General features: G+C 55.7%; 32 protein-coding genes and 2 pseudogenes. 8 read left to right on the forward strand and 26 right to left on the reverse strand.

All coding sequences use genetic code 11. The annotated features are described in order from the left end of the window. Positions 1–110: 110 nt before the first annotated feature. From MID00_RS19740 to MID00_RS20710, 16 genes and pseudogenes are all read right to left on the reverse strand, one after another. Entirely contained in the window at positions 111–584 is a 474-nt protein-coding gene (locus MID00_RS19740) for a hypothetical protein (RefSeq protein WP_254499406.1), read from the reverse strand. 9 nt (positions 585–593) lie between these two features. Then, complete coding sequence (locus MID00_RS19745; protein ID WP_254499407.1) at positions 594–1,517, reverse strand: phage tail tube protein; 924 nt, start codon at positions 1,515–1,517, stop codon at positions 594–596. Positions 1,518–1,562: 45 nt separating this feature from the next. Continuing rightward, positions 1,563–2,063: a BRO family protein gene (locus tag MID00_RS19750; RefSeq protein WP_254499408.1), complete on the reverse strand. Its 501-nt coding sequence runs from the start codon at positions 2,061–2,063 to the stop codon at positions 1,563–1,565. 155 nt (positions 2,064–2,218) lie between these two features. Next, the gene (locus MID00_RS19755; RefSeq protein ID WP_254499409.1) at positions 2,219–2,638 is read right to left on the reverse strand and encodes a phage tail terminator-like protein; all 420 of its coding nucleotides are present in this window, start codon (positions 2,636–2,638) and stop codon (positions 2,219–2,221) included. Next, on the reverse strand, positions 2,635–3,024 hold the full coding sequence (locus MID00_RS19760) for a hypothetical protein (protein ID WP_254499410.1): 390 nt from the start codon (positions 3,022–3,024) through the stop codon (positions 2,635–2,637). The genes MID00_RS19755 and MID00_RS19760 overlap by 4 nt, the downstream gene beginning before the upstream one ends. A 1-nt stretch (position 3,025) precedes the next feature. After that, positions 3,026–3,382: a hypothetical protein gene (locus MID00_RS19765; protein ID WP_254499411.1), complete on the reverse strand. Its 357-nt coding sequence runs from the start codon at positions 3,380–3,382 to the stop codon at positions 3,026–3,028. Between the two features lies 1 nt (position 3,383). Further along, a complete protein-coding gene (locus tag MID00_RS19770; RefSeq protein ID WP_254499412.1) occupies positions 3,384–3,752 on the reverse strand; it encodes a hypothetical protein in 369 nt (122 codons plus the stop codon). A 2-nt stretch (positions 3,753–3,754) separates the two neighbouring features. Then, the gene (locus MID00_RS19775) at positions 3,755–4,081 is read right to left on the reverse strand and encodes a hypothetical protein (RefSeq protein WP_254499413.1); all 327 of its coding nucleotides are present in this window, start codon (positions 4,079–4,081) and stop codon (positions 3,755–3,757) included. Positions 4,082–4,120: 39 nt separating this feature from the next. Continuing rightward, positions 4,121–5,077, reverse strand: coding sequence for a major capsid protein (locus MID00_RS19780; RefSeq protein WP_254499414.1), 957 nt, complete (start codon positions 5,075–5,077; stop codon positions 4,121–4,123). A gap of 12 nt (positions 5,078–5,089) precedes the next feature. Beyond that, positions 5,090–5,851, reverse strand: a complete 762-nt coding sequence (locus MID00_RS19785; protein WP_254499415.1) for a hypothetical protein — start codon at positions 5,849–5,851, stop codon at positions 5,090–5,092. Positions 5,852–5,950: 99 nt separating this feature from the next. Beyond that, the gene (locus tag MID00_RS19790) at positions 5,951–6,103 is read right to left on the reverse strand and encodes a hypothetical protein (RefSeq protein WP_254499416.1); all 153 of its coding nucleotides are present in this window, start codon (positions 6,101–6,103) and stop codon (positions 5,951–5,953) included. Then, positions 6,096–7,292, reverse strand: coding sequence for a minor capsid protein (locus MID00_RS19795; protein ID WP_254499417.1), 1,197 nt, complete (start codon positions 7,290–7,292; stop codon positions 6,096–6,098). Before MID00_RS19795 ends, MID00_RS19790 begins: the two co-directional genes overlap by 8 nt. After that, a complete protein-coding gene (locus tag MID00_RS19800; protein WP_254499418.1) occupies positions 7,276–8,646 on the reverse strand; it encodes a DUF4055 domain-containing protein in 1,371 nt (456 codons plus the stop codon). The genes MID00_RS19795 and MID00_RS19800 overlap by 17 nt, the downstream gene beginning before the upstream one ends. After that, the gene (locus MID00_RS19805; RefSeq protein WP_254499419.1) at positions 8,646–9,926 is read right to left on the reverse strand and encodes a terminase family protein; all 1,281 of its coding nucleotides are present in this window, start codon (positions 9,924–9,926) and stop codon (positions 8,646–8,648) included. Before MID00_RS19805 ends, MID00_RS19800 begins: the two co-directional genes overlap by 1 nt. Beyond that, positions 9,865–10,347, reverse strand: a complete 483-nt coding sequence (locus MID00_RS19810) for a hypothetical protein (protein ID WP_254499420.1) — start codon at positions 10,345–10,347, stop codon at positions 9,865–9,867. The genes MID00_RS19805 and MID00_RS19810 overlap by 62 nt, the downstream gene beginning before the upstream one ends. 12 nt (positions 10,348–10,359) lie before the next feature. After that, positions 10,360–10,422 (reverse strand): annotated as a pseudogene (locus MID00_RS20710) (hypothetical protein); the annotation flags it as partial. Between the two features lie 110 nt (positions 10,423–10,532). Between MID00_RS20710 and MID00_RS19815 the strand changes: the two are divergent. Beyond that, complete coding sequence (locus MID00_RS19815; RefSeq protein WP_003800249.1) at positions 10,533–11,225, forward strand: lysozyme inhibitor LprI family protein; 693 nt, start codon at positions 10,533–10,535, stop codon at positions 11,223–11,225. A gap of 22 nt (positions 11,226–11,247) precedes the next feature. Further along, positions 11,248–11,358, forward strand: a pseudogene (locus MID00_RS19820) (type II toxin-antitoxin system HicB family antitoxin); the annotation flags it as partial. A 913-nt stretch (positions 11,359–12,271) separates the two neighbouring features. Here the strand turns inward: MID00_RS19820 and MID00_RS19825 are convergent. The 8 genes from MID00_RS19825 to MID00_RS19860 all read right to left on the reverse strand — a co-directional run bounded on the left by MID00_RS19825 (position 12,272) and on the right by MID00_RS19860 (position 16,247). Next, the gene (locus tag MID00_RS19825; protein ID WP_254499421.1) at positions 12,272–12,538 is read right to left on the reverse strand and encodes a hypothetical protein; all 267 of its coding nucleotides are present in this window, start codon (positions 12,536–12,538) and stop codon (positions 12,272–12,274) included. After that, entirely contained in the window at positions 12,535–12,903 is a 369-nt protein-coding gene (locus MID00_RS19830) for a hypothetical protein (RefSeq protein WP_254499422.1), read from the reverse strand. Before MID00_RS19830 ends, MID00_RS19825 begins: the two co-directional genes overlap by 4 nt. Before the next feature lie 150 nt (positions 12,904–13,053). Further along, positions 13,054–13,389 carry a DUF1064 domain-containing protein gene (locus MID00_RS19835; protein ID WP_254499423.1) on the reverse strand — a complete coding sequence of 112 codons (336 nt, stop codon included), beginning with the start codon at positions 13,387–13,389 and terminating at the stop codon, positions 13,054–13,056. Further along, complete coding sequence (locus MID00_RS19840) at positions 13,386–14,039, reverse strand: DUF6475 domain-containing protein (protein WP_254499424.1); 654 nt, start codon at positions 14,037–14,039, stop codon at positions 13,386–13,388. Before MID00_RS19840 ends, MID00_RS19835 begins: the two co-directional genes overlap by 4 nt. A 1-nt stretch (position 14,040) precedes the next feature. Further along, positions 14,041–14,871, reverse strand: a complete 831-nt coding sequence (locus MID00_RS19845; RefSeq protein ID WP_254499425.1) for a helix-turn-helix domain-containing protein — start codon at positions 14,869–14,871, stop codon at positions 14,041–14,043. Continuing rightward, complete coding sequence (locus MID00_RS19850) at positions 14,868–15,266, reverse strand: nuclease domain-containing protein (RefSeq protein WP_254499426.1); 399 nt, start codon at positions 15,264–15,266, stop codon at positions 14,868–14,870. Before MID00_RS19850 ends, MID00_RS19845 begins: the two co-directional genes overlap by 4 nt. Continuing rightward, positions 15,263–15,673 (reverse strand): recombination protein NinB, encoded by a 411-nt coding sequence (locus MID00_RS19855; protein WP_254499427.1) that lies wholly within the window; start codon positions 15,671–15,673, stop codon positions 15,263–15,265. Before MID00_RS19855 ends, MID00_RS19850 begins: the two co-directional genes overlap by 4 nt. Position 15,674: 1 nt before the next feature. Further along, a complete protein-coding gene (locus MID00_RS19860; protein WP_003800270.1) occupies positions 15,675–16,247 on the reverse strand; it encodes a hypothetical protein in 573 nt (190 codons plus the stop codon). 63 nt (positions 16,248–16,310) lie between these two features. Here MID00_RS19860 and MID00_RS19865 point away from each other — a divergent pair, with 63 nt between their 5' ends. After that, the gene (locus MID00_RS19865) at positions 16,311–16,517 is read left to right on the forward strand and encodes a hypothetical protein (RefSeq protein WP_060185852.1); all 207 of its coding nucleotides are present in this window, start codon (positions 16,311–16,313) and stop codon (positions 16,515–16,517) included. A gap of 42 nt (positions 16,518–16,559) precedes the next feature. Here MID00_RS19865 and MID00_RS19870 read toward each other — a convergent pair whose 3' ends face one another. Further along, entirely contained in the window at positions 16,560–16,823 is a 264-nt protein-coding gene (locus MID00_RS19870; RefSeq protein WP_254499428.1) for a YdaS family helix-turn-helix protein, read from the reverse strand. Between the two features lie 249 nt (positions 16,824–17,072). Here MID00_RS19870 and MID00_RS19875 point away from each other — a divergent pair, with 249 nt between their 5' ends. The 4 genes from MID00_RS19875 (at position 17,073) to MID00_RS19890 (ending at position 21,592) form a co-directional block, all read left to right on the forward strand. After that, positions 17,073–17,327 (forward strand): hypothetical protein, encoded by a 255-nt coding sequence (locus MID00_RS19875; protein WP_254499429.1) that lies wholly within the window; start codon positions 17,073–17,075, stop codon positions 17,325–17,327. 149 nt (positions 17,328–17,476) lie between these two features. Further along, entirely contained in the window at positions 17,477–18,868 is a 1,392-nt protein-coding gene (locus tag MID00_RS19880) for a hypothetical protein (RefSeq protein ID WP_254499430.1), read from the forward strand. A 64-nt stretch (positions 18,869–18,932) separates the two neighbouring features. Continuing rightward, entirely contained in the window at positions 18,933–19,775 is an 843-nt protein-coding gene (locus MID00_RS19885) for a DNA adenine methylase (RefSeq protein ID WP_254499431.1), read from the forward strand. 1,661 nt (positions 19,776–21,436) lie between these two features. Continuing rightward, positions 21,437–21,592 (forward strand): hypothetical protein, encoded by a 156-nt coding sequence (locus MID00_RS19890; RefSeq protein WP_254499432.1) that lies wholly within the window; start codon positions 21,437–21,439, stop codon positions 21,590–21,592. A 2-nt stretch (positions 21,593–21,594) separates the two neighbouring features. On the opposite strand, the gene MID00_RS19895 is transcribed toward MID00_RS19890, so the two are convergent. Continuing rightward, positions 21,595–21,786, reverse strand: a complete 192-nt coding sequence (locus MID00_RS19895) for a hypothetical protein (protein WP_254499433.1) — start codon at positions 21,784–21,786, stop codon at positions 21,595–21,597. A 556-nt stretch (positions 21,787–22,342) separates the two neighbouring features. On the opposite strand from MID00_RS19895, the gene MID00_RS19900 reads away from it, so the two are divergent. Continuing rightward, positions 22,343–22,957: a hypothetical protein gene (locus tag MID00_RS19900; RefSeq protein ID WP_254499434.1), complete on the forward strand. Its 615-nt coding sequence runs from the start codon at positions 22,343–22,345 to the stop codon at positions 22,955–22,957. Positions 22,958–22,963: the final 6 nt, after the last annotated feature.

Raw genomic sequence — 22,963 nt, forward strand, 5'->3', positions numbered from 1 at the left:
CACCGCCACACCCCGACATCTATCAGCCGCGCAGTACATGCTGATGATGTGGTCGGTGATCGGGTCGGTCGCCGGCTCATCGGGCACCTCAGCGCCAAGTGCCGAGTAGATCAGCTTGCGCTTTTGACTTTGCCCGGCCCACTCTTTTTCCCACTTGAACCGGGCAACGGCTTTTCCACGGTTTCCTGAACCTCCTTCTGAGCGCCTGATGCCACCTGGGCCGCAGTGGCAATCACCCAAACGAACAGATCCGTATTACTGGCCAGGAGCTTAGCGGCACCCTCCGGCGAGTAAGAGACTGCATCGCCGGCATCGTCCAGAATTTCACCCTTCCAATCCTTGATGATGTAGCGGCCAAGCAGCTGACACTGCACATCATGCTCGCGGACATCGTTGCCAGACACATTGATAGCTGCCAGCCTCTGGCCTGCGTCTTCCCGCGCGATCAGGCGACGAGCGCGCTCCAGAGCGATCTGGTAGGCCTCAGTGTCCAGGCCGGCGAGCTTGAAGGAGACGTCTTCGTCGTAGTCCTCCCAGCGCTCATGCGTAGCGGCAGGCTCTTGCCGGTTAATTCTCAAAGCCATGAATGCTCCTTAAGGTTCTGGCGTCGCAACTGGTGTACGCGTGATGGTAGGGGCCTGCTTGGCTACCGTGTAGTTCAGCTGGATCTGCAGAATGTCGGATTTGCCGCCACTGGGCAGCTCGCCGTCGATTTCCACTGCGGGTAGCGAAATCTCGTACTTGTTGCCCAAGCTATCGGTGACTGGAAAAGCAATGGCAATCGGCGTGCGTGTGAACTGATTCTTCCACAGCTCCCACGCCTTCTTGGACCAAGCCAGATTGACGGTACCGGTAATGGCTGCCGTCGTTTCAATCAGGGCACCCGGTCCCAGGCGCTCGGCACCGAAGCACCGTTGGGTCTGCAGATTGTTGTCGATATTAAGCGTCAACCCGGAGACGCAGGCTTGACCGGCCAGCGAGACGCCATTGGCTTTCACTTCGCCTACGCTTATCGAAGACATGAACGGCGTATCCGTGGGCGCTGCTGGAGTGGTCGCAAACGGCGTGTCCTTATCCTCGTAGTCCAGGCAGGACATCGAGAACGTCACTGTGGCTTTGCCCTCTTCCGGCACTTCCAATGCCATAGAGCTGACATGTGCGCCCTTGAACAAGGCATAGACACCGACGTCGCGGTAGCCCTTAGCCACGCTGAATGTAGTGCGCGTTTCGCCCACGGTCAGTTTATTGGCCGTCCAAGCACCATAGAACGCGGCGGCCAGCAGATCGTCGAACGTACCGTAAGACAGCTCGCCCGCGATGTCACCGGCAATGTCTACGCTGGTGGTGATGGAACCCTGACCGATTCGCGAGTCCGTGATTTCTTCGGACTCTTCGGTGTTGGGCGTGGGGGTCAAGGTGTTACCGGTGACGCGTAGAGTCTGCCAGCCAGAGCTGGGCGTGACGCCGGGCGTGGCCTCCTTGACGATGTGGGTTGTGACTTTGGCTCCGCTCGACATGGCGTGCTCCTATTGATGGCGTAAAAAAACCGGCTCTAGGCCGGGTCAGTTCAGTTGCAGCGATGGCTGCATTTGTTCAGATATTTGATTCACCCGTGTCACCAGGGGCGGCTTTCGGCGTTTATGCTCGCTCAACCCTCGACCACACAGGCTGGCAAACTTATCCTGCGCGTCTAACGCAGCCTTAGCCTCAAACCATTCCTGAATAAGTGATGGCGCAGCTTGATGTTGATCCAACACATCAAGAACCCAGCGGCGGAATGCCTGCGCCTTGCTCGTGCGAGAAAACATACCAAGCAAGTGCGCGCCGCGAAGGCTGAATACGCGGGACTTTATGATCAAGTTGTCCGAGAACACCGGATTGGCGGTCTCGACAATCTGCGTCATTGACTCCGAGAACTCGGCTCGATACTTGTCGTACAGGCGAGTTACAGAGTCAGCGCGGCTGTACCCTAAAGCCAGCGCTATATCCGCCGCGCTGGCCCAGTGTTTCCCGTCCTTCTCAATCAGACGGATGGTCTGGTTCTGGAACATTAGTTCTTTCATCGTTTCGTTCTCCGAAAAGAAAAGGGCCGCCCGCAATGGGCAGCCCCGGACTTTTCAAAGCTCTTCCACCCTCTCGGGCTCGGTGTCTACCGATTTAAGGCTGCCAAGAAAACAAGAAACCGGCTCGCAGCCGGCAAGAGACAGATTGATACTGACTATCCAGCCCTAAACCGGATATTGACGTTGATCTGATAGAAACCCAGGCCCTGCGGGCGGCCTACGGAATCGCCGGTGCCAACGTCCACCTGACTCGCCTCCAGGCACTCCAAATCGCCCTGGGACCAGTAGGAGAAGTGCTCTTCCAAGGAATCGGCCAGACGATTAAGCGCGCTCAGGCCGGCACCGATGCGATCAAAACACTGAATGGTGATCAGGCCGGGCTTGCGACTGTGTGGTCGGTCAGCCATACCCGCCATGAAGGCTTGCCCATGCTGGATGCTCAGGCGACACCACAGGCCAGACTCGGGCGGCGTAAATGCCGTCAGGGCGTTGGGATAGTCAATGCGTGCCTGGTCGACGCCAGGAAAGACCGCCATCCGCGCCGTGATAGCGCGCCGGATCTGTTCAAAGGTCATTTGGTGTGTTTCTCCACGACAGCGGCGAAAGCCACGCCGTACACCCCGGCAGGCGCTTGTCCGGAGTGGCCATGCTCAAGGGCCTCGCCATAGGGGATATTGTTCTGGATGATGGTTTCGCAATATGGGCTGGCGGCAGAGCCGATGGCTTCATTGCCAGCTTGTAGCGTCTCAGCTCCCGATGGGTCGGTTTTTTCCAGGTCATAGCCCCGATCCACCCCGTCGATGCTGACGCGGTGATTTGCGCGGTAAGCGCCGGAGTCCACAGGCGAACCAGCGACCACTGCAGCCAGGGTTTCCACGGCAACTTGATGCCGCTTCTGCCCGAGATCCTGCTCCACCACCTTGATAAATGCCGTGGGCGGTTTACTCCAACCAGTCGCCATGTCAAACCCTCCGTAGCTGCAAGGTCCAGGTGGCACCGACTGGATCCTGACCAACATTCAGCACTTCCATGCCGTTGATCTTGTCGCCCACCATTGGCGTACCGTCCACATCGCCTTGCAGCGCAGTCAGCTTGGAGTCCGTGGCCAATATCCGGATGCCATCGATCAGCTCCAGCTTGTAGCCACCAATGACGCCCCGGCCGGTATAGTTGATTTCGACTTCTGGCCACACCTCATTCACCGGATCGTAGGCTTGCCCGCGCTCGATGCGCCGGCCTGTGAACTCCGTCACTGCGTCCGCCAGGTCTGTGTCGAAGGCTTCAGCAATATCGGCCATCAATTCGTCACGCAGTCCCATATCAAGCCCTCTTCAAGAAAACGACACCACCCCGCCCTATCCAAGGCTTGAGCAGCGCTAGGGCAAGCCGTTCGCCCGCTGTCACTTGCTGGTAGTTGGCCGCAAAAGTTTTGCTGGACTCGACCGTATCGGCTTTCACAGACTTGCTGGTCACGCCCACCTCGGTCGCGCGGTAAAGCCGACCGGCAGCCGCTTCCACAGCGACCTCGGCTCCAGCCTGCTTCCATTGCTGCGGCATTGGGTCCAGGCTGGGCAGCCGCTGCTGGCCCATCCATGCGTTGGCCAGCAGAACCGCCCGCACCTTCTTTTCCTCGGCAGCCCAGGACTGCCCCATCAGCTCATCCACTTCTGGAACAGTCACGTACTCCATGGCTATTCCGCAGCAGACAGCAGGGCCTGCAGCTCGTCCTTGCTGGCCTTAGGATCAAAATCGATACCCAGGCCCTTCAGGTGCTTGCGCAGAGCAGGCAGCCCCATTTGTGCCGTCTCCAGACCTGCTTCCTGGCGCTCGCCCTCGGGCACAACGTGAACTGGCACATCAAGCGCCTCATAGGCCGCAACGATCTCGGGGAAGCCCCCCATAACCGCTACTTCTTTGACACCGCTCTCGGGGCTTCGGAAATAGATCGGGTTGCGCACAGCCACTGCCGCGCCTTCAGGCATGGCAAGTGCCGCCTGGGTCGTATACAGAATCTTCATGATTGCTCCTTGGAAGCGGGGCCGAAGCCCCGCAGAGGTTTAGCCGCCCGACTGATCTGGCGTCAGATCAATCAAAACACCAGCAGTCGCCTTATCGCTGGTCGCGTACTTGCCCCAGTTGGCACCAGCCCCCAGGGCGGCCAGATTCGGATTCACGCCCGACGCCTCTTTCCAGGAATAGCCCAGCAGATCCACATTGAACGTGCCTTCAGCGCGGTAACCCAGCGCCAGGTTTTCTTGGTGGTTAATGAGGTAGGAACGCACACCGGGAACTTGGGACTCGGTAAGCGTGACCGCTCCAGCCTGCAGGCCGAAGATGCTGTTACCCGGCACTTTGTCCGAGACCAGCACAGGCTTGCCCATGGTCCCGGGTGTTCCGCCATAGATCACGATGCCGGCTTCTTCGTAGATCTTCTGGTCGATCGCATCATCCACCAGGTCGAAGTACGTGGCGGAATCCATGCCGAACAAGGCGATACGGTTGAAGCGGTCGCCGAACTTGCGCATACCTTTAGTCAGGACCTTCTTGTGATCCGTCGCAAAAGCGGCCTTGGCGACCATATTGGCGTTAGATCCGATAGCAGCGGCCAGAGATGCGAAGGCGACTTCGATGTAATAATCCAGGACAGCGTCGGCCATGTCCTGGCCCACCAGCATGGAGAATTCCTCAGGGCTACGAGCGCGGCGCTTAAAGGCTTCTTCGGTGGTTTCGTAAGGGCCGTACTTCCAGGGTGTCTTGACCCCGATCATTTCGCCGGCGCCGATCTTCTTACCGGTTACGTCGGCAGCCGAATTGACGTCGCGGTGCTCAAGCGAGCCGCCGATCTTGTAGAAGGCACGCTTGCGCAGATCGCCTTCGATATTCTCGTTCTGCAGCACCAAGGCGCCGCCGGAGGATTGATTGAAAATGGCCAGTACTTCCTGGAGACGCTCCAGATAAGCAGTTTGCGCCAGATCGTTATAGATGATCAGGTCGCTATTGACAGTGGTAGGCATTGAATGCGCTCCTTATTTGGGTAATTTCAGGTAGGCCTCGCGGCCGTGATCTTTGACGTACGCAGCAACCTCCGCAGGCGACATTTCGCTGCGCTTTTTGCCGCCCTTGCCGCCTTTGTCACCAACGGCACCTGCGCCCTGGGCTCGCGGCCAAAGATGCGGTGCCGACTCGCGCAGGCCCTCGGCCCATTCGAGTGGGGACAGCGGCGTTTTGCCATCCTTGCCATAGACGATCTCGCCGTCGGCCATCGCGACGGCCTGGCCGTCTTCGCTGAGCTGGAATACGCTGCGCGCGCGCAGAATCATGTCCTCGGCGGCCTCGGGCAGCGCCCCGGCCTTGGCCGACGCTTCACGAATGGAATCGGCCAGGACCTTATCCTTGAACCGTGCTGCGAATGCCTCAGCCTTGTCGGCGCGCTCCTTTTCGGCCTGCAGCTTTTTATCCTGGTCGGCGCGCAGGCGCTCAGTACGACGAGAGACCACCTCGTCCAGCTTGCCCTCGGCAATAAGACGGGTTTCCTCGTCCTGGTCGGCCTTGCTCAGCAATCCTTTGACTGCATCAAGGTCCAGGCCGTCCAACTGTGCCTTGAATTGGTCCAGCTCGCCCTTGGCGGTCTTGACCGAGCCCAGCAGTTCCTGGTTCTTGGTTTTTAGGCCTGTGACGGCCTTGTCAATGGCCTCCTGCCCTTTTGCGGTCAGCGCCTCCTTGAGAGCGGCGACCTTATCCTCGGGCAGATCCAGGCCCAGCTCGGCCAGATCGAGATCTTCAAACATGCGGTTTCCCCTTGGGAAGGTTTCGGCCAGCCTCGCCAGCCATAAAAAAAGGCCGCCCCTCAGGCAGCCCATAAAAAAGAAAACCCGCTCAGAGGCGGGTTAAATGTCGTCTTCCAGTTCCTGTCGGCGCATGGAAATGTTGATGTGCATATGCAGCCATAGCTCAGGCCGCTCCAACAAGGGGAGCCGCTCAATGATGCGGTGTTTCCACCACTCTAGAAACATGAAGTCGCAAGGCTGATGCTCAGTCACCGAATATGCTCTTGAAGGTATCCGCGTCACGGCGACGCAGCTCCTGCAAAGTGTACTGGCGCCCGCGCGGATCGACAAAACGACTCAAGTCGTAGCCGCCTTCCTGGTACAACTTATATCGGGCTGGTCCTAGCCATTCCCGCTGGAACGCAGCATCCTGACCTCGAAACCAGCTGCCGTACTTTGTGCTGGCCTGCGCCTGGCCAACCTTAAGGCCCGCCTTCTCACGCTGCGCTTTGGTCATATCTCCCACCGGTCGGAAGCTCGCTGGCCGTGGGGCCCGTTCACCGTCCTCGCCAATCCGGTAGCCGCCGCGCACCTTGAGCGAGCGTACAAATGGGCGGTTACCCACCAGGTCGCCGTCAAAGCTTGGCGCAAGCATCGTGCGGCAGTTCGGGTGATATGGAGGGCGCGGAAAATCCGAATCCAGCTCATACCGTGTACCATCCATCGCCGCACAATATTTGCTGGTGCGCCCGTCCAGCGTGGCCACAACAACCAGGTACTTCACGCCCAGGGCGCGGTAGGTGTTTTCATACGCCACGTTAGAGACATGATTGCGTGCTGTGCGCACCACCCGCTCTACGTCTAGCTTGCTGCGATGTATCAGGCCGTCCTGGTAGCGCAGCTTGTCGGTGCCGCGCAGGCCTCGAATGATGTCGGCGTTGATTTGTCCCTCGCCGATCCCCTGCCGAATCCCCGCGTAGATCCGGGCACGAGTCTGAACCGAGATATCGGTCAATAGATCATCCAGCAGCTGACCACCGAACACCGGCCGGTCAGCGGCAGCCTTGAGCGCTTTGGCTGGCGACACCTTGACCTCGGGCAGGCCGTCAACGGCCTTACCCATCACCTCGGTGATATAGGCGATCTCGTAGCCAGCCAGCGCCAAAGCACTGGTAGCCCATTCTGCGCGGATGGCCGCATCCAAGGCCTTGGCAGCCTGGTCGATCTCGACCTTCAGGGCTTTGAGCGCATCCGTCGTGTAGCGGCCGGCCAAGAATGCTTCCCGCTCGCCGGGGCTTAAGGCCTCCAGCAACGGCAGCAGTTCCTTGGCCAAGTCGGCACCAATGCGATCCAGTTCCAACCAGAGGCGATTCACAGCCTGCGACGATGCGCGATAGCCGTAGGACGAGTGCTGGGCCAGCGCCGCCACGATAGCCCGCTGGGCATCACTCAGGCTCGCCATGCTCTACGCCTCCAGGGTTCTCGATGTGCAGCGCCTCTTCGTCATACGAACGTTCAGGCAGTTTGCCCAGGATCAGGTACTGCCAGTAAGCATCCGCACTGATCTTGCCCGCCATAACCGCCTGCAGCAGTTGCTGGGCGATAGCAGGATCAATCACTGGCGTGCTGAATTCCGGCTTGACCGTGAACTTCACGCCGTCAGGATTTTCGCCGATCCACTCAGCGATATAGCGCAGGCCTTGCTCGATAGCTTCGGCCACCGTCACGACAATGGTGTGTAGCGTCGCGTGCTGGTCATCCTGCCGCGCCTTACGGGCCTCGCCCGACTCGGTGCCGGCTACATCCATGACCTTGGCACCCGCCTCCAGCGCGGCCCCCTTCTGATCCTGCATCGCACGGCGCACGGCATCAATACCGGCGCCCTGGAACTCCAGGTAGCCACAAGAGCCGTTGTCACCCAAATCCCAGGCTGCTGACGGACCGGTTACCGAAAGCGGCTTATCCGCTTCCAGTCCTGAAACCCACGGCTGCGGATGACTGGTGTAGTGCAGGCTGGTGAAATAGTCGGCGCTGAGCTGATAGCTCTTGATAGCCGCACGCGCCATCGTCAGTAATGGCACCTCGTCTACAGCAGGAGCATTGTCGGTCGAACCGCAATAGATCACCGGGAGGAAGCCTAAGCCCTTTGCTACCTGCCCCCCGGTCGCCACCGTGCCCAACGGACGGCGCTCTTCGATAATCTGACCGTCGCCGCCCTGGACCTCGGTGAAACAAACCCCTCCCTCCAGCACATAAACGCGGTACACGGCCTCGGTATCATGCGAAAAGACATCATCCCCCTTTTCGCGGAACTCACGGAACACGGCCAGCACCAGATCCTGACGCCCTTCTACTGTCGCCTCTTTCCAGTTGGTGGCGTTCGTGGCGCGATAGGTAGCGAAGTATGGCTGCCCTTGCTCATCGATATTGATTACTGTTGGCACCCGGCCATGAGACACAGCCTGGCGCACCATACGCAAGAACAACTGCTTGAGGCTGAATCCATCGTCTGTGGCGTTTTGCTCCATATCCCTCATACGTGCAGGCAGCTCAATCTCAGGCTGCAGCCGCGAGACCAGACCCATCATCGAACGCAGGCTGTCACGCACCCAGTGCTCGTACTGAGCACGATCACGGTAGCCCTCGTACAGGTAGCGATTGCCGCTGCTGATCTTTTCCGCCTCGACCATACCCGCCGGTTTAGGCAGGTAACCTGGCTTGGCCTTGATAGCCCGCTCACCCTCCAGGGCATCGTCCATCATTTCCCATTCAGGCAGGTGTGCATCGTAGTCGGGATGCGTGGTTGTGACTGACATTACGCCAAGCCTCCAATCTGGCGCTGTCCGGCGCTCGGTTTTTTAATCGGATAACGGTGGACCAGGAAGTAGCCTTGTGCGTCACAAGAATGATCATGACCACTGCTTTTGTCCGGTTCACCGTTCTTGTCGTAGGCCTGCTGCTCCAGCGCTTCGGTCAGCACCGGGCAGCGGTCCGTGTTCACTTTCCAGCGCCGCTGGTCCATATCGTTGAGAAGCATGGCATTAACCGCGTTGACCCGGTCGCGCACGGATGGGTTGCGGCTGTTCGCTCGTACGGTAAAGCCCGCCTGCCGCAGAATGCTCAGGTCGGATTCGCTCGCGTTCTTGCTGCTGGTGTTCTGACCGCTGGCGTCGGGGTAGACCACCACGGCACGCCCGCGGTCCTTGAACCGGTCTTTGAGCAGCTTGGCCATGGCGGGTGTATCTCGCACCTCAGTCAGTTCTGCCACCGTGATGGGCAAGTCATCGCGGATCACATTGATGGTGGCCGTCATGTTCAGCACGTTGAAGTCCATACCCACATGCAGCGTCTCGTTCGGTCGCTCCACCTCGGCGCTGTGATTGCGCCGCCGGCAGAAGGACGGGTAAACGCTGCCGCTGTTCAAGTTCACAAACCGGCCTTCCAGGTAGGCCTCGATCAGTTGCGCCGGGTAAGACTCACGCAGGGAGACCACATAATCATCCGGCAAGAACGGATTGCTTGAGGTGGCCGCCTGGACCATTACGTAGCCGGGCTTGGGTTTGCGTGCCCAGGTCTCGTAGGCAAATCGGAACCCCTCGGGCGTCGAATAGGCGCTCACCCGATTAAAAGGCTTGTCCACGCCTTTGGGCTTTTGCCGATTACGGGCAATGATCTTGCGCCAGGCCGCCTCGGCCTGCACCTTCTTGAGTGTGTCAATCTCGTCCACATGCGCCCGGTAGGACTCATACCCCACGATGCGCGCCGGGTTTTCCAGCGTGCGCAGGATGAAGTCGCCGCAGTTGGGTGCGCTGGTGTAGATGATGTTTTCCTGCTTGTTGTACTTGTACCGGATGCCCAAGTCGGACAGCTTCTCTTCCATCCGTGGCGCCAGGATCAAGCGAACCAGGTCGTAGGTGGGCTCATACAGAGCAATCAAGGCGTCCGAGGATTCCAGCGCATCACGCAGAGCGCAGTTGGCCAGGGTCTCTGTCTTGCCGCTGCCGAAACCGCCAATGAAAGCCGGGTACTTGGCCTCAGTCCGAAAGAACCGCGCTTGCGGCTCCGTCATCTGCAGGCGAAGGGTTCGGCTTTGCATTCACAATCTCGATTTGGATCTTGCCCACCGGCGTCTCGTCCGGCGGCGCGTTCTTGGCCAGCTCAGCCCGGGTACGCTCCAGGCTCTCGATGCGAGCCGTCAACTTGTCGATCAGGCTGGAGTAGTCCCGGACCTTGCTGGTGGTGGTGACCTGCTCAGCACCGGCAACCACCACCCCCTCAATGATGACCGGCTCACGCTTTTCGCTGTCCAGCTCCAAGGTGTTGCCGTACTCGGCTTCCCGAGCCAATGCGCGCATCAGGCGTATACGCGTCAGGCGCAGCTCTTCATCGACCTTGCCCAACTCGATCTGGGCGGCCATCTCTTTTTCTTCATCGGTGAAATACTGGGAGTAGATGCTCCCTGGGGTGGCGGCATTCCGGTTGCCCGTCGGGGCGCCGGTCGATTTACCGCCGTGCATCCGACAGCGGCCATTCTGCATCGCCCTGTTGCGACACGTCTGGCCGCTGCGGGTCTTGGCTCCGCATGTGGCCATTGTTTCTTACCTCACAGGGTTTGCATGGGGTTGTTGTGGAAAAGAGCCAGTAGCCATTCCCTGATTGCATTCTGGTATCGTTACAAAGCATTTCATAACGAGAGGGAATCATGCGGCGGGGACTTAAGCTCACAACACCGAATCTTTTAAAGGCAGTTGGCCTTTTAGCGCTGTCTGCCTGGAGCACCGGCGCACACGCAGCCAGCTTTGACTGCTCCAAAGCCTCTAATTACATCGAGCATCAGGTCTGTGCGGATCCAAATCTCTCCGCGTTGGATGAGCAGCTAGCCAAGGTCTACAAAGAAGCCCTGGCAAGGCAGCCAGACAGTCCTTCCGTAAAACGTGCACAACGGGCTTGGCTGCGTGAGGTCCGAGCCAAGTGCACTAGCTCCCAATGCTTGAGCCAAGCCTATACCGCACGAATCCAGGACCTCAGCGGCGCTGCACCAGTCATCGCTGCCGCACCAGTCAATGGGCAGGCAGCGGTACCCCCACCCCAGAACCTGCCAACAACCTACCGACTGGCCCCGCTGGCTCAGTTAGATGCATTGACCCTCATCATGGCGTGTAAAGCACAAGGCTTTCCCTTTATTGAGATGCGCCCTGAATATGCCAGACGAAAAACGAGCGGCGCTCTAGAGGTCAAAGAGGTGACATTCCCCGTCGGATGCGGGGTTGAAACGCCACTGGGTGATATTGATGGCGCCGGAGTGGTGTCTGTAATTGGGAAGTCTACGTTCTATGGCTTCATCTATACCAAACAAGGGCGTGCTGCACTTTTCAGCCAACTTGAAGACTTGTAGTTTCGGCTTCACTTAGTTGGCCAGCCTGCCTGAATCCCTGGTGCATCGCATCGATGCCATGGCCAAGGCTCAGCATTTGTCCCGCTCTGCGTTCCTGGCAAAGGCGGCAGAACGGGAAATGGCTGGCGCGTAAGCCCGATAAGCTCAAGCGTAACCAGAACTACCATTTATTTTTTACTCATGAATAAAAAGTTCTTTCTTGCCGTCTTAAGCGGAACTATCGCTACTATTCTCGCTAGCGTTATTCTGGGCTCGACAATAAGTGATTTTTTAGCATCGTCCGCCAGAGACGTTTGGGAAATAATTGTCAGCGCAGGATTTCTACTTGTGGGCAAACATGCTCTGCCAGGGTGGCTTTGGTTGATCTTATTTTTCTTTGCCGCCATAGGCTTACTTGCAATCGTCAGAAAATTCTCATCTTCATCCCTCTCACCAGGGTTTCTGAAATATCGCTCAGACTGTATACATGGCATTAAATGGCGGTGGCAATGGATTGGAAACCAAATTTCAAACCTATGGGGCTATTGCCCCAAATGTGACGCTACTTTAGTCTACGAGGAGGGCTTTGACGTCTACTCACGAGATCAGAACCCTCAGGTCTCATTCCACTGCGAAAACTGCAACGGCCGTAAGATTGGAGCTGTAAAAGGGCACAATCGAAATTATGCTTTAGGGGTAATTGAGCGTGAGATTCTTCGTCGAATACGAACCAATGAGTACGGCGTCGACCCACAACAAGAAAAATAAAACCCGCCAATCTTCCGATGAGCGGGCCTGCCTTATCTTAAAAACCATCCATGCCCAGAGACATGCACCAGCCCGCGTGTTTCCACCTGCCACGGGCTTCAATCCAATCATCCGCTTCAATTGCCTGCAGGCATTCGCCTTGGATCTCATATAGCAGAGCGACGCGCATTGCCCTCAATGCCTCATCGAAACCGATTACGCAGAGATAAAACATGGCGGCACCAAAAGATAAAGCCCGGCGATTCCTCGCTCGGGCTTGATTCAAAACCTATAGGCACAGTTGTGCCACCCCCAATGTATCAGTTAGCGTAGCAGTTTGCATCAACTCCATGTATCAGTTTTACCTGCCAAAAGTACACCGACGAAGTCTCGGACTCCTTAACCTGTACCACCTGACCATTTTCGATCAGGCTTTCTAAAACACGACGCACACCTACCCTTACCGCTTGACGGCTGGTTGGGGAAACTTCCAACCCTTTAGTTACGTGTCTGACTATCTGGGCCATACGGAACTGCCTGCCTGGATGAGCGCCCATCAGTGCAATGACCTCACTCGCGTACTTCATACAACTTCTCTCCACACCAATTCTTTAAACATCCCCAGGTACAGCTTGTATTCCGGTTCCTGTATCCAAACCCCTGTCACATCTCTGATCCACCGCTGGGCCTTCTCGCGTCGCTGGCGGGCCGGCAGCCCCCGGAAGAAACCGTGACGCTGCGGATACTCGGCTATGATGATCATCTGCTCGTGATGCGGCAGCGTCTTATGCAGGCGGTCGACCTGCTCGGCCTGCTCTGGCAAGATGACCGGTTTGAGCGCTTCCTCGTCGTCGCAATGCGGCACCACGTCCAGCATGTTCCCCACGCGCTCTCCGGATGCGCACCAGCGAGCCCAGTTCCACAGGATCGAATCAGCGTCGTAGCGTTGCATCCCTCTCCTCCCCGAAAAGCTCTCTCAATCCTTCCCGTCCCCGCTCCCGTTTTGCCTCGGGCTGCCGCGCCTGGTGCTCTTGCCGCTTCCTGCGCACGAAATCAACATGCTTCGATGGGTCCTGGTACATCCAGCTTGGGTATGTCATGGCTATACCTCCCGCACCGAAATGCCGTGAACCTGGAGCATGAGCTTGCGCTTTACGATGTAGTCCCGCGTGCGCATGCCCTTGGCGTCCTCGATTACCTGCTGGCCGGTGCGGACGTCCGTATACCGGAAGTCAGCCACGTACTCACAGGCCCGCTCAGGCTGGCCGTCATCGCGGCGCTGCTTGGGGATCAGCTCGAAACGCGGCTGCAGCTCCAGGTCGGTGATCTGTCCTGTACGCTCCAGCAGCTTGAGCTCGCCATATCGGCCGGCCTCCCGTTTCGAGTCAAAGCTGTGACCGTCCAGCGTGACCTTGCGGTTTCCGTACTTGCGCTTCATGCCTGCAGCCTCCGCGGTGAGCTGGGGGCCAATGCCTCCTGCATTTCTCTGTCGCTGAGCTGCTGGAGTCCGATGCGCTGGGTATCGGAGCCGTTCTGCAGCACTAGCTTGGCGCGCATGGCATCACCGATCAGCACTGGTGGCTCTACCGGTTGACCGGCTTGGCTGTTCTGCGCTTCAGCAATGCCGGGCAACCAACGGGGATACTCCAGGCTGGGCCGTGTGGCATAGCCGCGGTAGCGGTTCTCGAACTCACGCGCCACAAACGGCCACTCGTCCTCTTTCTTCGTCCCCAGTGCGATCCAGCCGCCCATATCCTGCAGGACCAGCAGAATGATCGGATCGTCAAATGTCACGCTGCGGTAGGTGCCGACGGTGCGCACGGCTTTATCCACTTTGGCCCAGGCCACCAAGGCGCTATCCTGAGTCGAGCCACGCAACAGCTTCACAATGTCCGAAGGCTTCGGCACATACTGGCCGTTGTCCGGGTTCACGCAATGCCGGTTTATGGCTTCGTTCACGGCTGGGTAATCAAAGGGTTTCATGGCTTCCCACCAGACGTTCAACGCAAAGCGTGATGTGTCCCTGTGGTAGAAGGCATAGACGTCGGCCATAAGGCCAAAAAACTGCTGTTTTTCAGTGTCGTGCATCTCAGGACTCCAAAGCGGCTAGACGGGCAATTTCTCGGTTTCGGGCTTCTAGGGCCTCTTGGCGATTCAAGCCTCCGGACTGCGCTGATGGCCCTTGTCCGGTGTTGCTTTCCTTGATGCCAAAGAGCCCCGTCCAACCACGCTCAATGCTCTGCTCGATGGCGGCTATGGGATCCTGCCCAGCGGCATGTAGCTTGCCGAGTGTTCGCAGGGAAAGCCGCTTGGCTGCCTCCGTCCAAGCCTTACCGGATTTTTCTTTCCGGAATTCATCCCACATCGACCACGCATCAGAATCCAGCCAATCGGGCAAAACCAGGGCGCCAGCCTTTGATGGTTTATGACGGTTACTTGATGGTTCTATGGTGGTTATATGCGGGTGCAACCCGTTGCACCCTTTCATGTCGTCGTTTGCACCCTTTGTGTCGTCAGATGCGCCCTTTATGTCTTGAATTGCACCCTTTTCAGGTGAATTAATGGGCGCAAAATCTGCACCGTTTTTCTCATCAGAAATGGGTGCAATTTCTGCACCGTTTTCTTGGCCCGGCAGTTCGCCACCTTTAATCCAATCAAGGTTGATTCGATACTCGCGAGACTGCCCCCGTCCACCATGACCGCTATTGACCAGAATCAGCCAGCCAGACTCTTCCATCCTGCGTAACTGATACTGGACAGTGCGGCGCGATTGCCGCGTCTTGATCATCAGATGCTCAATGGACGGGAACACCTTGCATCCATCGTCATCAGCATGATCAGCCAGCGCCAGGGCGAGAATCATCTCCCCACCGCCGACCGGGTACCGTTCAAATACGGCCGTCATTACCTTGACGCTCATACAAACTCCTTATCCCGCACTGGTCGCCACGCCTCAAAGGCACGTTCCCAAATAGCTTTTTTCTCATCGCGAGTGAATCGCCGTCCTTGGTCCAGCTCTGCGTGGCAGGCGTGGCCGCCAGGGACGGTATAAAAATCAGGGGCTTTCAGTCCGCCTGCCTTGTCGTACTCCAGCCAGTTGGGATGGCACGGGACCACAGTCGGGTCATCGGGATAGCTGCGACACAGTCCGGGAATCTGCAAATAACAGGGGTGGCCACGCACGGCATTACGCAGCTTGGCGTCGTGCCGACCTGGTCGCTTCTTGGGCGCCCGCTTCTTCCAGGCCGTAGCTTTCATCGGCTTATAAGTGCGCAGCGGTCCACTGGCACGCAGGGTACTGTTCCAGACTCTCATGAGAACTCCACTCCATACTCTTGGGCGGCATGAGCCTGAACACGCTCGCAATACTCCGAAAACTGCGAGACCGTCATATCAGTGGTAGAGAGACGACGAGTAACCACCTCACCATCGGGCAACGTGATGTCTTCGCAAACACCGAACAAGCGCCCATACAGTTCGTGCCAGGACTCTTTGCTGAACTGGTGCCCGCCCACCCAGGCCTGCTCAGCGATCGGAGTGATCACCGCGGCCCAGTAGTAGCGATTCTGGACGCTGCGACGCTTTGCCTCTGCTTGAGTCACGATGACCTTGAGCGGCTTATCGTTGTCGATCGCGGCACGCGCATTCGCCCGCACCAATGCCACAAGGTTGTTCCAACTCAGTCCATCCCGAAGCGTGAACTCCCGATAGATCAAACGCATATCAGGCTCCCACATGCTTACGCTGGGCGATCTGCTCTTCCAGTGCTGAGCGTGCTGCGCGTTGGGTACCGATGGATTCAGATAGTTCTTTATGCGCCGCCTCCATCGCATCCAGGCTGCTGTCCTGGGAGAGGTTCAACACTGCCGCCATGGCTTCCGAGCCTTCCTTGTTGATCGCCTTCACGCGGTCCACCACATCGAACTCTTGCCCGAAGCAGAAAATGAATTTGCGCGCGGAGAAGCCCAGCGGACGCAGCATTTCGTTCACGTAGGCGTAGCGAAGGTCTTCTGGCATGGCCAGCAGGATCGACTGCTCGAAATTTGCCGGCATGTAGTTGTTGTCTTTAGTCTGGTCATCCAGCCAGCGGAAGATTCGGTCTGCCGCATTCTTGGCCAACGTAAATGTGTCACCGGCTGTCTCGAAACGGATTTTGCTGCTGGACTCCAGTCCGTGGCGCTGATGGGTTTCAACAATGGCCAGCGCCACTGCCTCGCGGCTCCCCACTCGTGCGCGCCATTGGTCCACGTAATGCAGCAAGGTCTTTAGCTTGGATTTGTGCGACTCATTTCGCATGATTGATCCGTCCTGCTTTCGTAAAGTAGCCCCTGAGACCTTTGCAATCCTCGGGAACTACGAATGGATAAGAATCTGAATGGGCCGGACACTACCGGCATGGAAGAAGAAATCGACTTTGAACGCCTGGAACTACTGGACCGTGCCACGGAGTTGGCCAGGCAAATGTTTGAATACCCAACAGAGGCTCACGTAGAGGGCGTGCTGGATCGACTGCTATGGAATGAATTTCACGGCTTAGGCGAGGCCGGGGCCTCTACCCTTCACTAGATATCTGTGGGGCCGATGGGTATCGGCTCTCGCTTTTCTGGATCACACATTGGCGAGTTCCTTATCGAACTGGCTAAGAGGAGGTTTTCTAAGCTCAGGCCAAATATCAGCCCAGTCATGAGGCCGCAGATGTTTCCGGCTTAGCTTGCCATTCGTCTTTTCCTCTATACGCACGCAAACCTTTTCAGATACTGGGCGGATATCGTTCAGGAATTGATAGACCTGAGACTGGCTTACGCCAATCCTCCGGGCGAACTCAGCCTGAGTCAGGCCAGTCGCATTTAGGTAGTGAGCAATAGGGTTCATGAACAAATACTAGCATCGCTATTAAATTGAATCAATAGCTATGCTAGTTGCACGTATTAATAGCGTTGCTATATTTCGCCAATGCAAACACGCAAACCCCTGTCCCAAACCCCGCAAGACGACGCTGCGCGTCTGAAACGCCTATACAACGAACGCACGTCTCTCTCACAAGCAGAGTTCGGGGCTCGCTTTGATATAGGCAACCAGGGGGCTGTGTGGCAGTACTTGAACGGCAGAAGGCCCTTGAATATGAAAGCGGCCAAGGGGTTTGCGTCTGGCCTGGGCGTAAATATCGAAGAATTCAGCCCTTCGATCGCTCAGACAATTAAGGCAGCAGAGATGTGGACCGGCGACAACCAAGACGGGGCTGCTTGGCCATTCGATTTGCTTGATGAGCGAAAAATCCAAGCCCTGAACAATAGCGCCAGATCCCAGTTGGAAAAGTCAGTTCTGAATGCTGCCGCCCAACTCGGCCTGGACGTGAAGAAAGACGAGAGCAAGTGAATGACTGGAAACGTGACCCAGCCCAGGGAGGCTGTACGTAAGAAGGACTGAGCAGGAAGAGACAAGGAGCCGTTTGGCTCCTTATTTTTTATTCATTAAGTAATTGAATCTAAATACTTCTATCATCATGTAAAGTGGAGAAAACACACATGGCCCGCGATACATTCAGCCAAGCAAGCCCTGAATTAAAAGAGGAGCTAGGGGATAGAACGCTTTCCGTTAACCGACTACATCTTGATCCGGAAAACCCTCGTCATACCCCGCTGGAGTCTGATAGCGAGGTGATTGCACAGCTATGCAACGAAGAACTGATCGAAGAGTTGGCAAATGATATCGCGACTAGGGGAGCACTAAGTCCACTAGATGTATTAGGCGTTATTCCATATGACGGCCATCCAGGTCACTTCATAGCAGTTGAAGGCAATCGAAGGACGTGCGCCCTCATTCTTTTACTGGATCCCAGTCGAGCGCCCAGTCGCGAACTGCAAGCACAGTTGCGACGGCTATCGGCAACGGCCAACGTCCCAAAAGAAGTCAAGGTTCATGTCTTCGCTGATAGGGCGGCCGCAAAGCCATGGATCGACCTCCGACATCTTGGCCCACAAGGCGGGCGTGGAACGCGCGAATGGAATGCAGATCAAAAAACTCGGGCAGCCGGAAGTAATCGGAACACTTCCTCCAAAGCGAATAAACTAGCTCTCGAAGTTTTAGATAGACTCGTAAACACAGGGCTGTTGACACAAGAGCAAAGGGATAAGGTCAGCCTAACAACTATTACAAGATATCTCGGCACACCGGGTGTCCGAGCGTTGCTTGGCCTAGGTAGTGCTTCGAAATTAGTCTACACACATGAGACTGGCGAAGTCGATTTAGCACTTCTCAAATTGGTAATGGATAGCATCACCAAACAGAATGACGATACCTTGTTGGTTAACTCTAGAACAAATAGCGAAGACAGATTAAAGTACGCAACGGCGCTTAAATCCAGCAATCAAACCCCAGTTACGCCCATCGACAATCCAGCTCCACCAGAGGCCATAACAGCCACTTTACCCGCTGCGTCAACTCCCGGCACAAAGCTTAGTCTCGACAAGAAAAAACGAACCCCTCGAAATCCAGCCCAAATCCCAACCCTCTTTGACAGCAGCTTTATGGTTCCATGCAAAGATAGGGTTCTGCTCCGTCTACGTGCTGAAGCACTGAGCATGAAGTTAGATGATTTTCCATTTGCGGCAAACTATTTACTACGGGCATTTATCGAACAGACGATGATCTTGTTCGCCAAGAAAAGAGGAAAGTACAGCCCTACAATGAATGATCAACAACTAACACAAGTTTGTATGAGTGAGCTTAGCGCACTCGGAGTCACCGGCAAGGCGTTTACAGTAATTAGCAAGGCTGCCGGAAGCCGTGATCAACCTTACAGCCTGCATAGTCTAGGACATGCTGTACACGGAGGCTCCATCCCAACACGACAGCACCTTCGTGCCCTCTTCGACACGTGGGAGCCATCTTTGCGAGCGATGCTAGACGAACTATAAGCCCACCACTAAAGCATCATATTTAGGGCTGGCCAAAACTCTAGAATTTGCTTATCCTCGCTGCATGCCAATCACTGATACCCCACTACGTTACCCAGGCGGGAAAACGCAACTTAGCCCCTTCGTCATCGACTTGGCTCGCGCCAACGGTCTCTATGGCGGTGTCTACGCAGAACCATTTGCAGGTGGAGCTGGCATAGCGTGGCGTCTGCTCCTAAATGGAGACATGACAGAGGTCTGGTTGAATGATCTAGATCCAGCAATATATGCATTCTGGGATGCAGTAGTAAATCAACCAGACTCCCTTTGTGAGCGAATTCTAAAAACAGAAGTAACCATTGGGGAATGGCATAAGCAACGAAAGATATTAGCTGATCCATCAGCCAAGTCATCAGAACTAGCATTCGCAACTTTATTTTTGAATCGAACCAATAGATCAGGAATACTGAAGGGTGGAGTAATTGGAGGTAAAGCACAGACAGGAAATTACAAGTTAGATTGTCGATTTAATAAACAAGATCTAATTCATAAGATTCAGCGCATCCATGTATATCGAGAAGTAGTTCGTCTCAGCAAGATGGACGCCATACAGTGTCTTGAAAACTGGAACAGAGAATTACCTCGCAGATCCTTAATAAATATCGATCCACCCTACTTCAATAGAGGTCAAGACCTTTATTTAAGCTTCTATAAACCAGACGACCACTCAAATCTTGCCGCCCGGATTAAAAATCTGGAAAGACCATGGATGCTGACGTACGATGACACGCCAGAGATTGAAGCCCTGTATTCTGGACTTTCCATTTACCGCAAAAGCCTAATCTATTACGCACAGGTAAAAAGGCGTACTTCGGAGCTTTTAGTGCTGGCCCCTGGATTACAGCCTACTTCCGGACTGCAGAAGTAACGTTCGCGTTCTATTAGTGTCTAACGATGCGCTGTCTACAAAGTAACAGCAAAGCCCCCCTGAACTGCCACCCAAAGTTGGACATTGATCCGACCTGTGGAGTGCGGTTCATCCCGGGGCTATTTTGTTAGGCGTACAGACCTCGCCCTGACGCCTACCGACCCGAGGAAGCGTTACAAAGCACTTCTATGCATAAGTGAGCGAAAAGCCCATACTGGTACAATGAGACTGATCTCATTCAAAGGTGGCAATCTCGCTACCTCACTACCCTTCAAATTCCACGCCACATCATTGCTGAGGAAAACCTCCATTTCCAGGCTACAGCGGTAATTTGAAGGCATACAGAAGGTATTACTATCTACGAAAAACTTAACCAGGCTAGTCGCAGCCCACTCCACACTTCTCCGTTGCGCGAGCCCGCTCGCCGAACAGTCGAAAGCCATCAAACCTATACAAAACAAGTGGTGTCGACCCGGCAAAAACTTATCCGACAGCTAAAAGACCGATTCCCCGGCCTTCCGTTCTGATACGTCAGCTCACGTAACGAGCCTATACGACAAAGCCCCTCACGGGGCTTTCTTGTTTATGGTGTCCTCTTCCCAAGCGTTACCAATTCGCCTGACTCGGCAACCACCCTCAGTTCACCAGATAACAGATTCAGTGGCCGCGACTGACCAATATATCCGTGGGCGGTCTGATAGCCCAGCCTGGCATACCGAATATCATGCCCGTCGATAGTCTTCATGGTGTGGTTAGACGCGTGTACTAGCTTCATATCGATCTCCTAATGATCAATAAAATTGAGTTGATGAAGCACCAGGATGACACGTCGACTACGCACAATAGTGCGAATTTTCACTTAACAGATCCAGTCTACCCAGGCCTAGCGGTTAGATGCATAACCTTGACCTTAAATGCTGTATAGATATACAGTATTAATATCCCCCTGCCCCGCCATATTGATGCGCTCCACGTAGCTCCCACGAATCAGAGCGCGTATCTAAAACGCCCACTTGTAAGAGAAGAGCATTGCGATATGACGAGTTTCACTGACACCCCACCAACACGGCCTCTCGCCTCATCGCTGGAAGATTCCGAGATGGCCCAAAAACGCTCTGCCCAATTAGCCGAGCTCCTCCCTGTCTTAGCTGCCGGGCTACAGCCCAACTTGCTAGAACTCGCCATTGAGCTGGCGGACGACTTAACCAGCGCCCTATCCAACCTACGTTAAAAGAATCCCCCCCGCTTCGGCGGGTTTTTAACCACGAATTAAATAGCGTTGCTATTGACTTTGAATTACTAGCAATGCTAGTATTCATTCAACGCTTCACCAACCGCAGAACACCTTTAGGCAAAGCCACGGTAAGTAACGGTCCAGAGAGCGCCAGCAGCAAAGGCTGCGACTGCTACGGCAGGGCTCTTTAAAAATCAGCAAAGCGATAAATAGGCCAATGGTGCGAACGTGCACGGCTAGGCCCAGGGCGCATCCCCACACCCCCTGATAAAGAGTGAGACGGACAACCCGTGACGTGGGGATTTAGAACGTTGCGCTACCTGGAGCCAGCTCAGCTGGGAGTAGCCAGGAGCGCAGCGTAAAAGCAGCCTAGTGATAGGCCGCTTTGGTAAGCATCAATGGTGGTGCTTACTGAAGCGAGAGGATTATGTATCTGACAGAAGAAACGATCCGCGCCGTTCTGGTTGCGGCGATCCAAGCGCATGGCACAAGCGCAGAAATTGATCAGTTGATAAAGACGACGGTCGGCGCGTTAATTGCTGCCGACCGGAAGCTAGCCGATAGCCTACCTCAAGAAATTTAGACTTATTTCTGAAGCTCGTCAGACAAACGTTTAAAGAAGGTGGCCAAGTAAACGGCATCAGAATCGCCACGGTTTCTTGCCGTTGCCCCGGTTAGCACCGCTGCAGAATTATTTACAGGAAGAGCCCCCACCCTTGCTAAACCAAGAACGATCTCTGTAGCCAAGTGTTCGGCCTTCGCTCGATCAAGTGCCATGTTTTCTTTCCATGATGAGTTGTAAACGGAATTTCCAACTTAACACGGAAGGTGACAGCCGGGAATAGACCGGCGTTATCCGAGGCGGGTTTCATTGAGAGCCGCGCCGGATAAATAGGAGATAGACATGGAACAGCAGGAAAAACCAATGCGCTGGCCCAGCGACTTTCCGGGCAAGCATGACAAAGACCCATCAACGCCTGCATGACTCGTGGCAAGTAGTAGCGAGGTCCAGGCAGCCCTTCTTATGAGGGGCATCAAGAAAGAGCGCGTGTAAGCAAAACCATACCGCCCACCCCTAACGTTAAGAGCGTTATGGAAAGGCACGGTTCCGGGGAGTCGTGGGCGTAATCGCTCTTTTTCTTGATGGTGATGTTCCGCAGTGGCGATGCGGAAACGGATGGAAGGGATAGCGGGGGTAGTTCCTAGGCTGCCATTTAGTTGGCAGCTGCTATGAAAAAGCGCCGAACCGAAAGCGGGAGATCGCCGCCCGCCACCATCCCTCTCTCATGCTCACGGCGTTGCGTCGCGCCACTTCCTAAGTTAAGGATTTCACATGATCGACTTACAGCCCTTCGCTGCGTGCGGAGACATCCGCGAGTATCTCAATACTCCATTTCAAGATGACGGCCATGCCATCGCCACGAATTCACATATCGCTGTGATTGTTTTCGGGGCTGGTGGAGGCCTGCCCACTGCTCATGAAAAGATGATCGGCAGGATTCAAGCTCTTGAGCGAGATTCTCGCCAGCACTCTCAGGCTCTGCCAATTACCCTGCCAGAAAGGCCTGGCATGCCTTGTAAACATTGTGAAGGCTCGGGCCTAATTATCGTGACGGACTGCGATGACTGTGATGGCGATGGCTACTTCTGTCATGGAAATTACGAGTACGAATGCCAGGCCTGCAAAGGCGACGGAGGTTTGATCAAGCCCGCCCCAAAAGGCAAATCTGATGCAGAAGCCTGTATGCCTTGTAACGGATCTGGAGTTGGATTCCGCGCCATAGACCTGGAGGCGGATGGCGTACGCTACCGCTTTCAGGAGCGATATCTTAGGCTGATTCAAGGGCTGCCGAATCACAAGCTGCTCGTAAATGGAGACCCGAAAGCCTTCGCAAGGTTCGAGTTCGATGGCGGCGCTGGGGTACTCATGCCTTGTTATCTGGATTAGTTCTGA

Source organism: Alcaligenes sp. NLF5-7 (assembly GCF_024266725.1).
Classification (GTDB): domain Bacteria; phylum Pseudomonadota; class Gammaproteobacteria; order Burkholderiales; family Burkholderiaceae_B; genus Alcaligenes; species Alcaligenes phenolicus.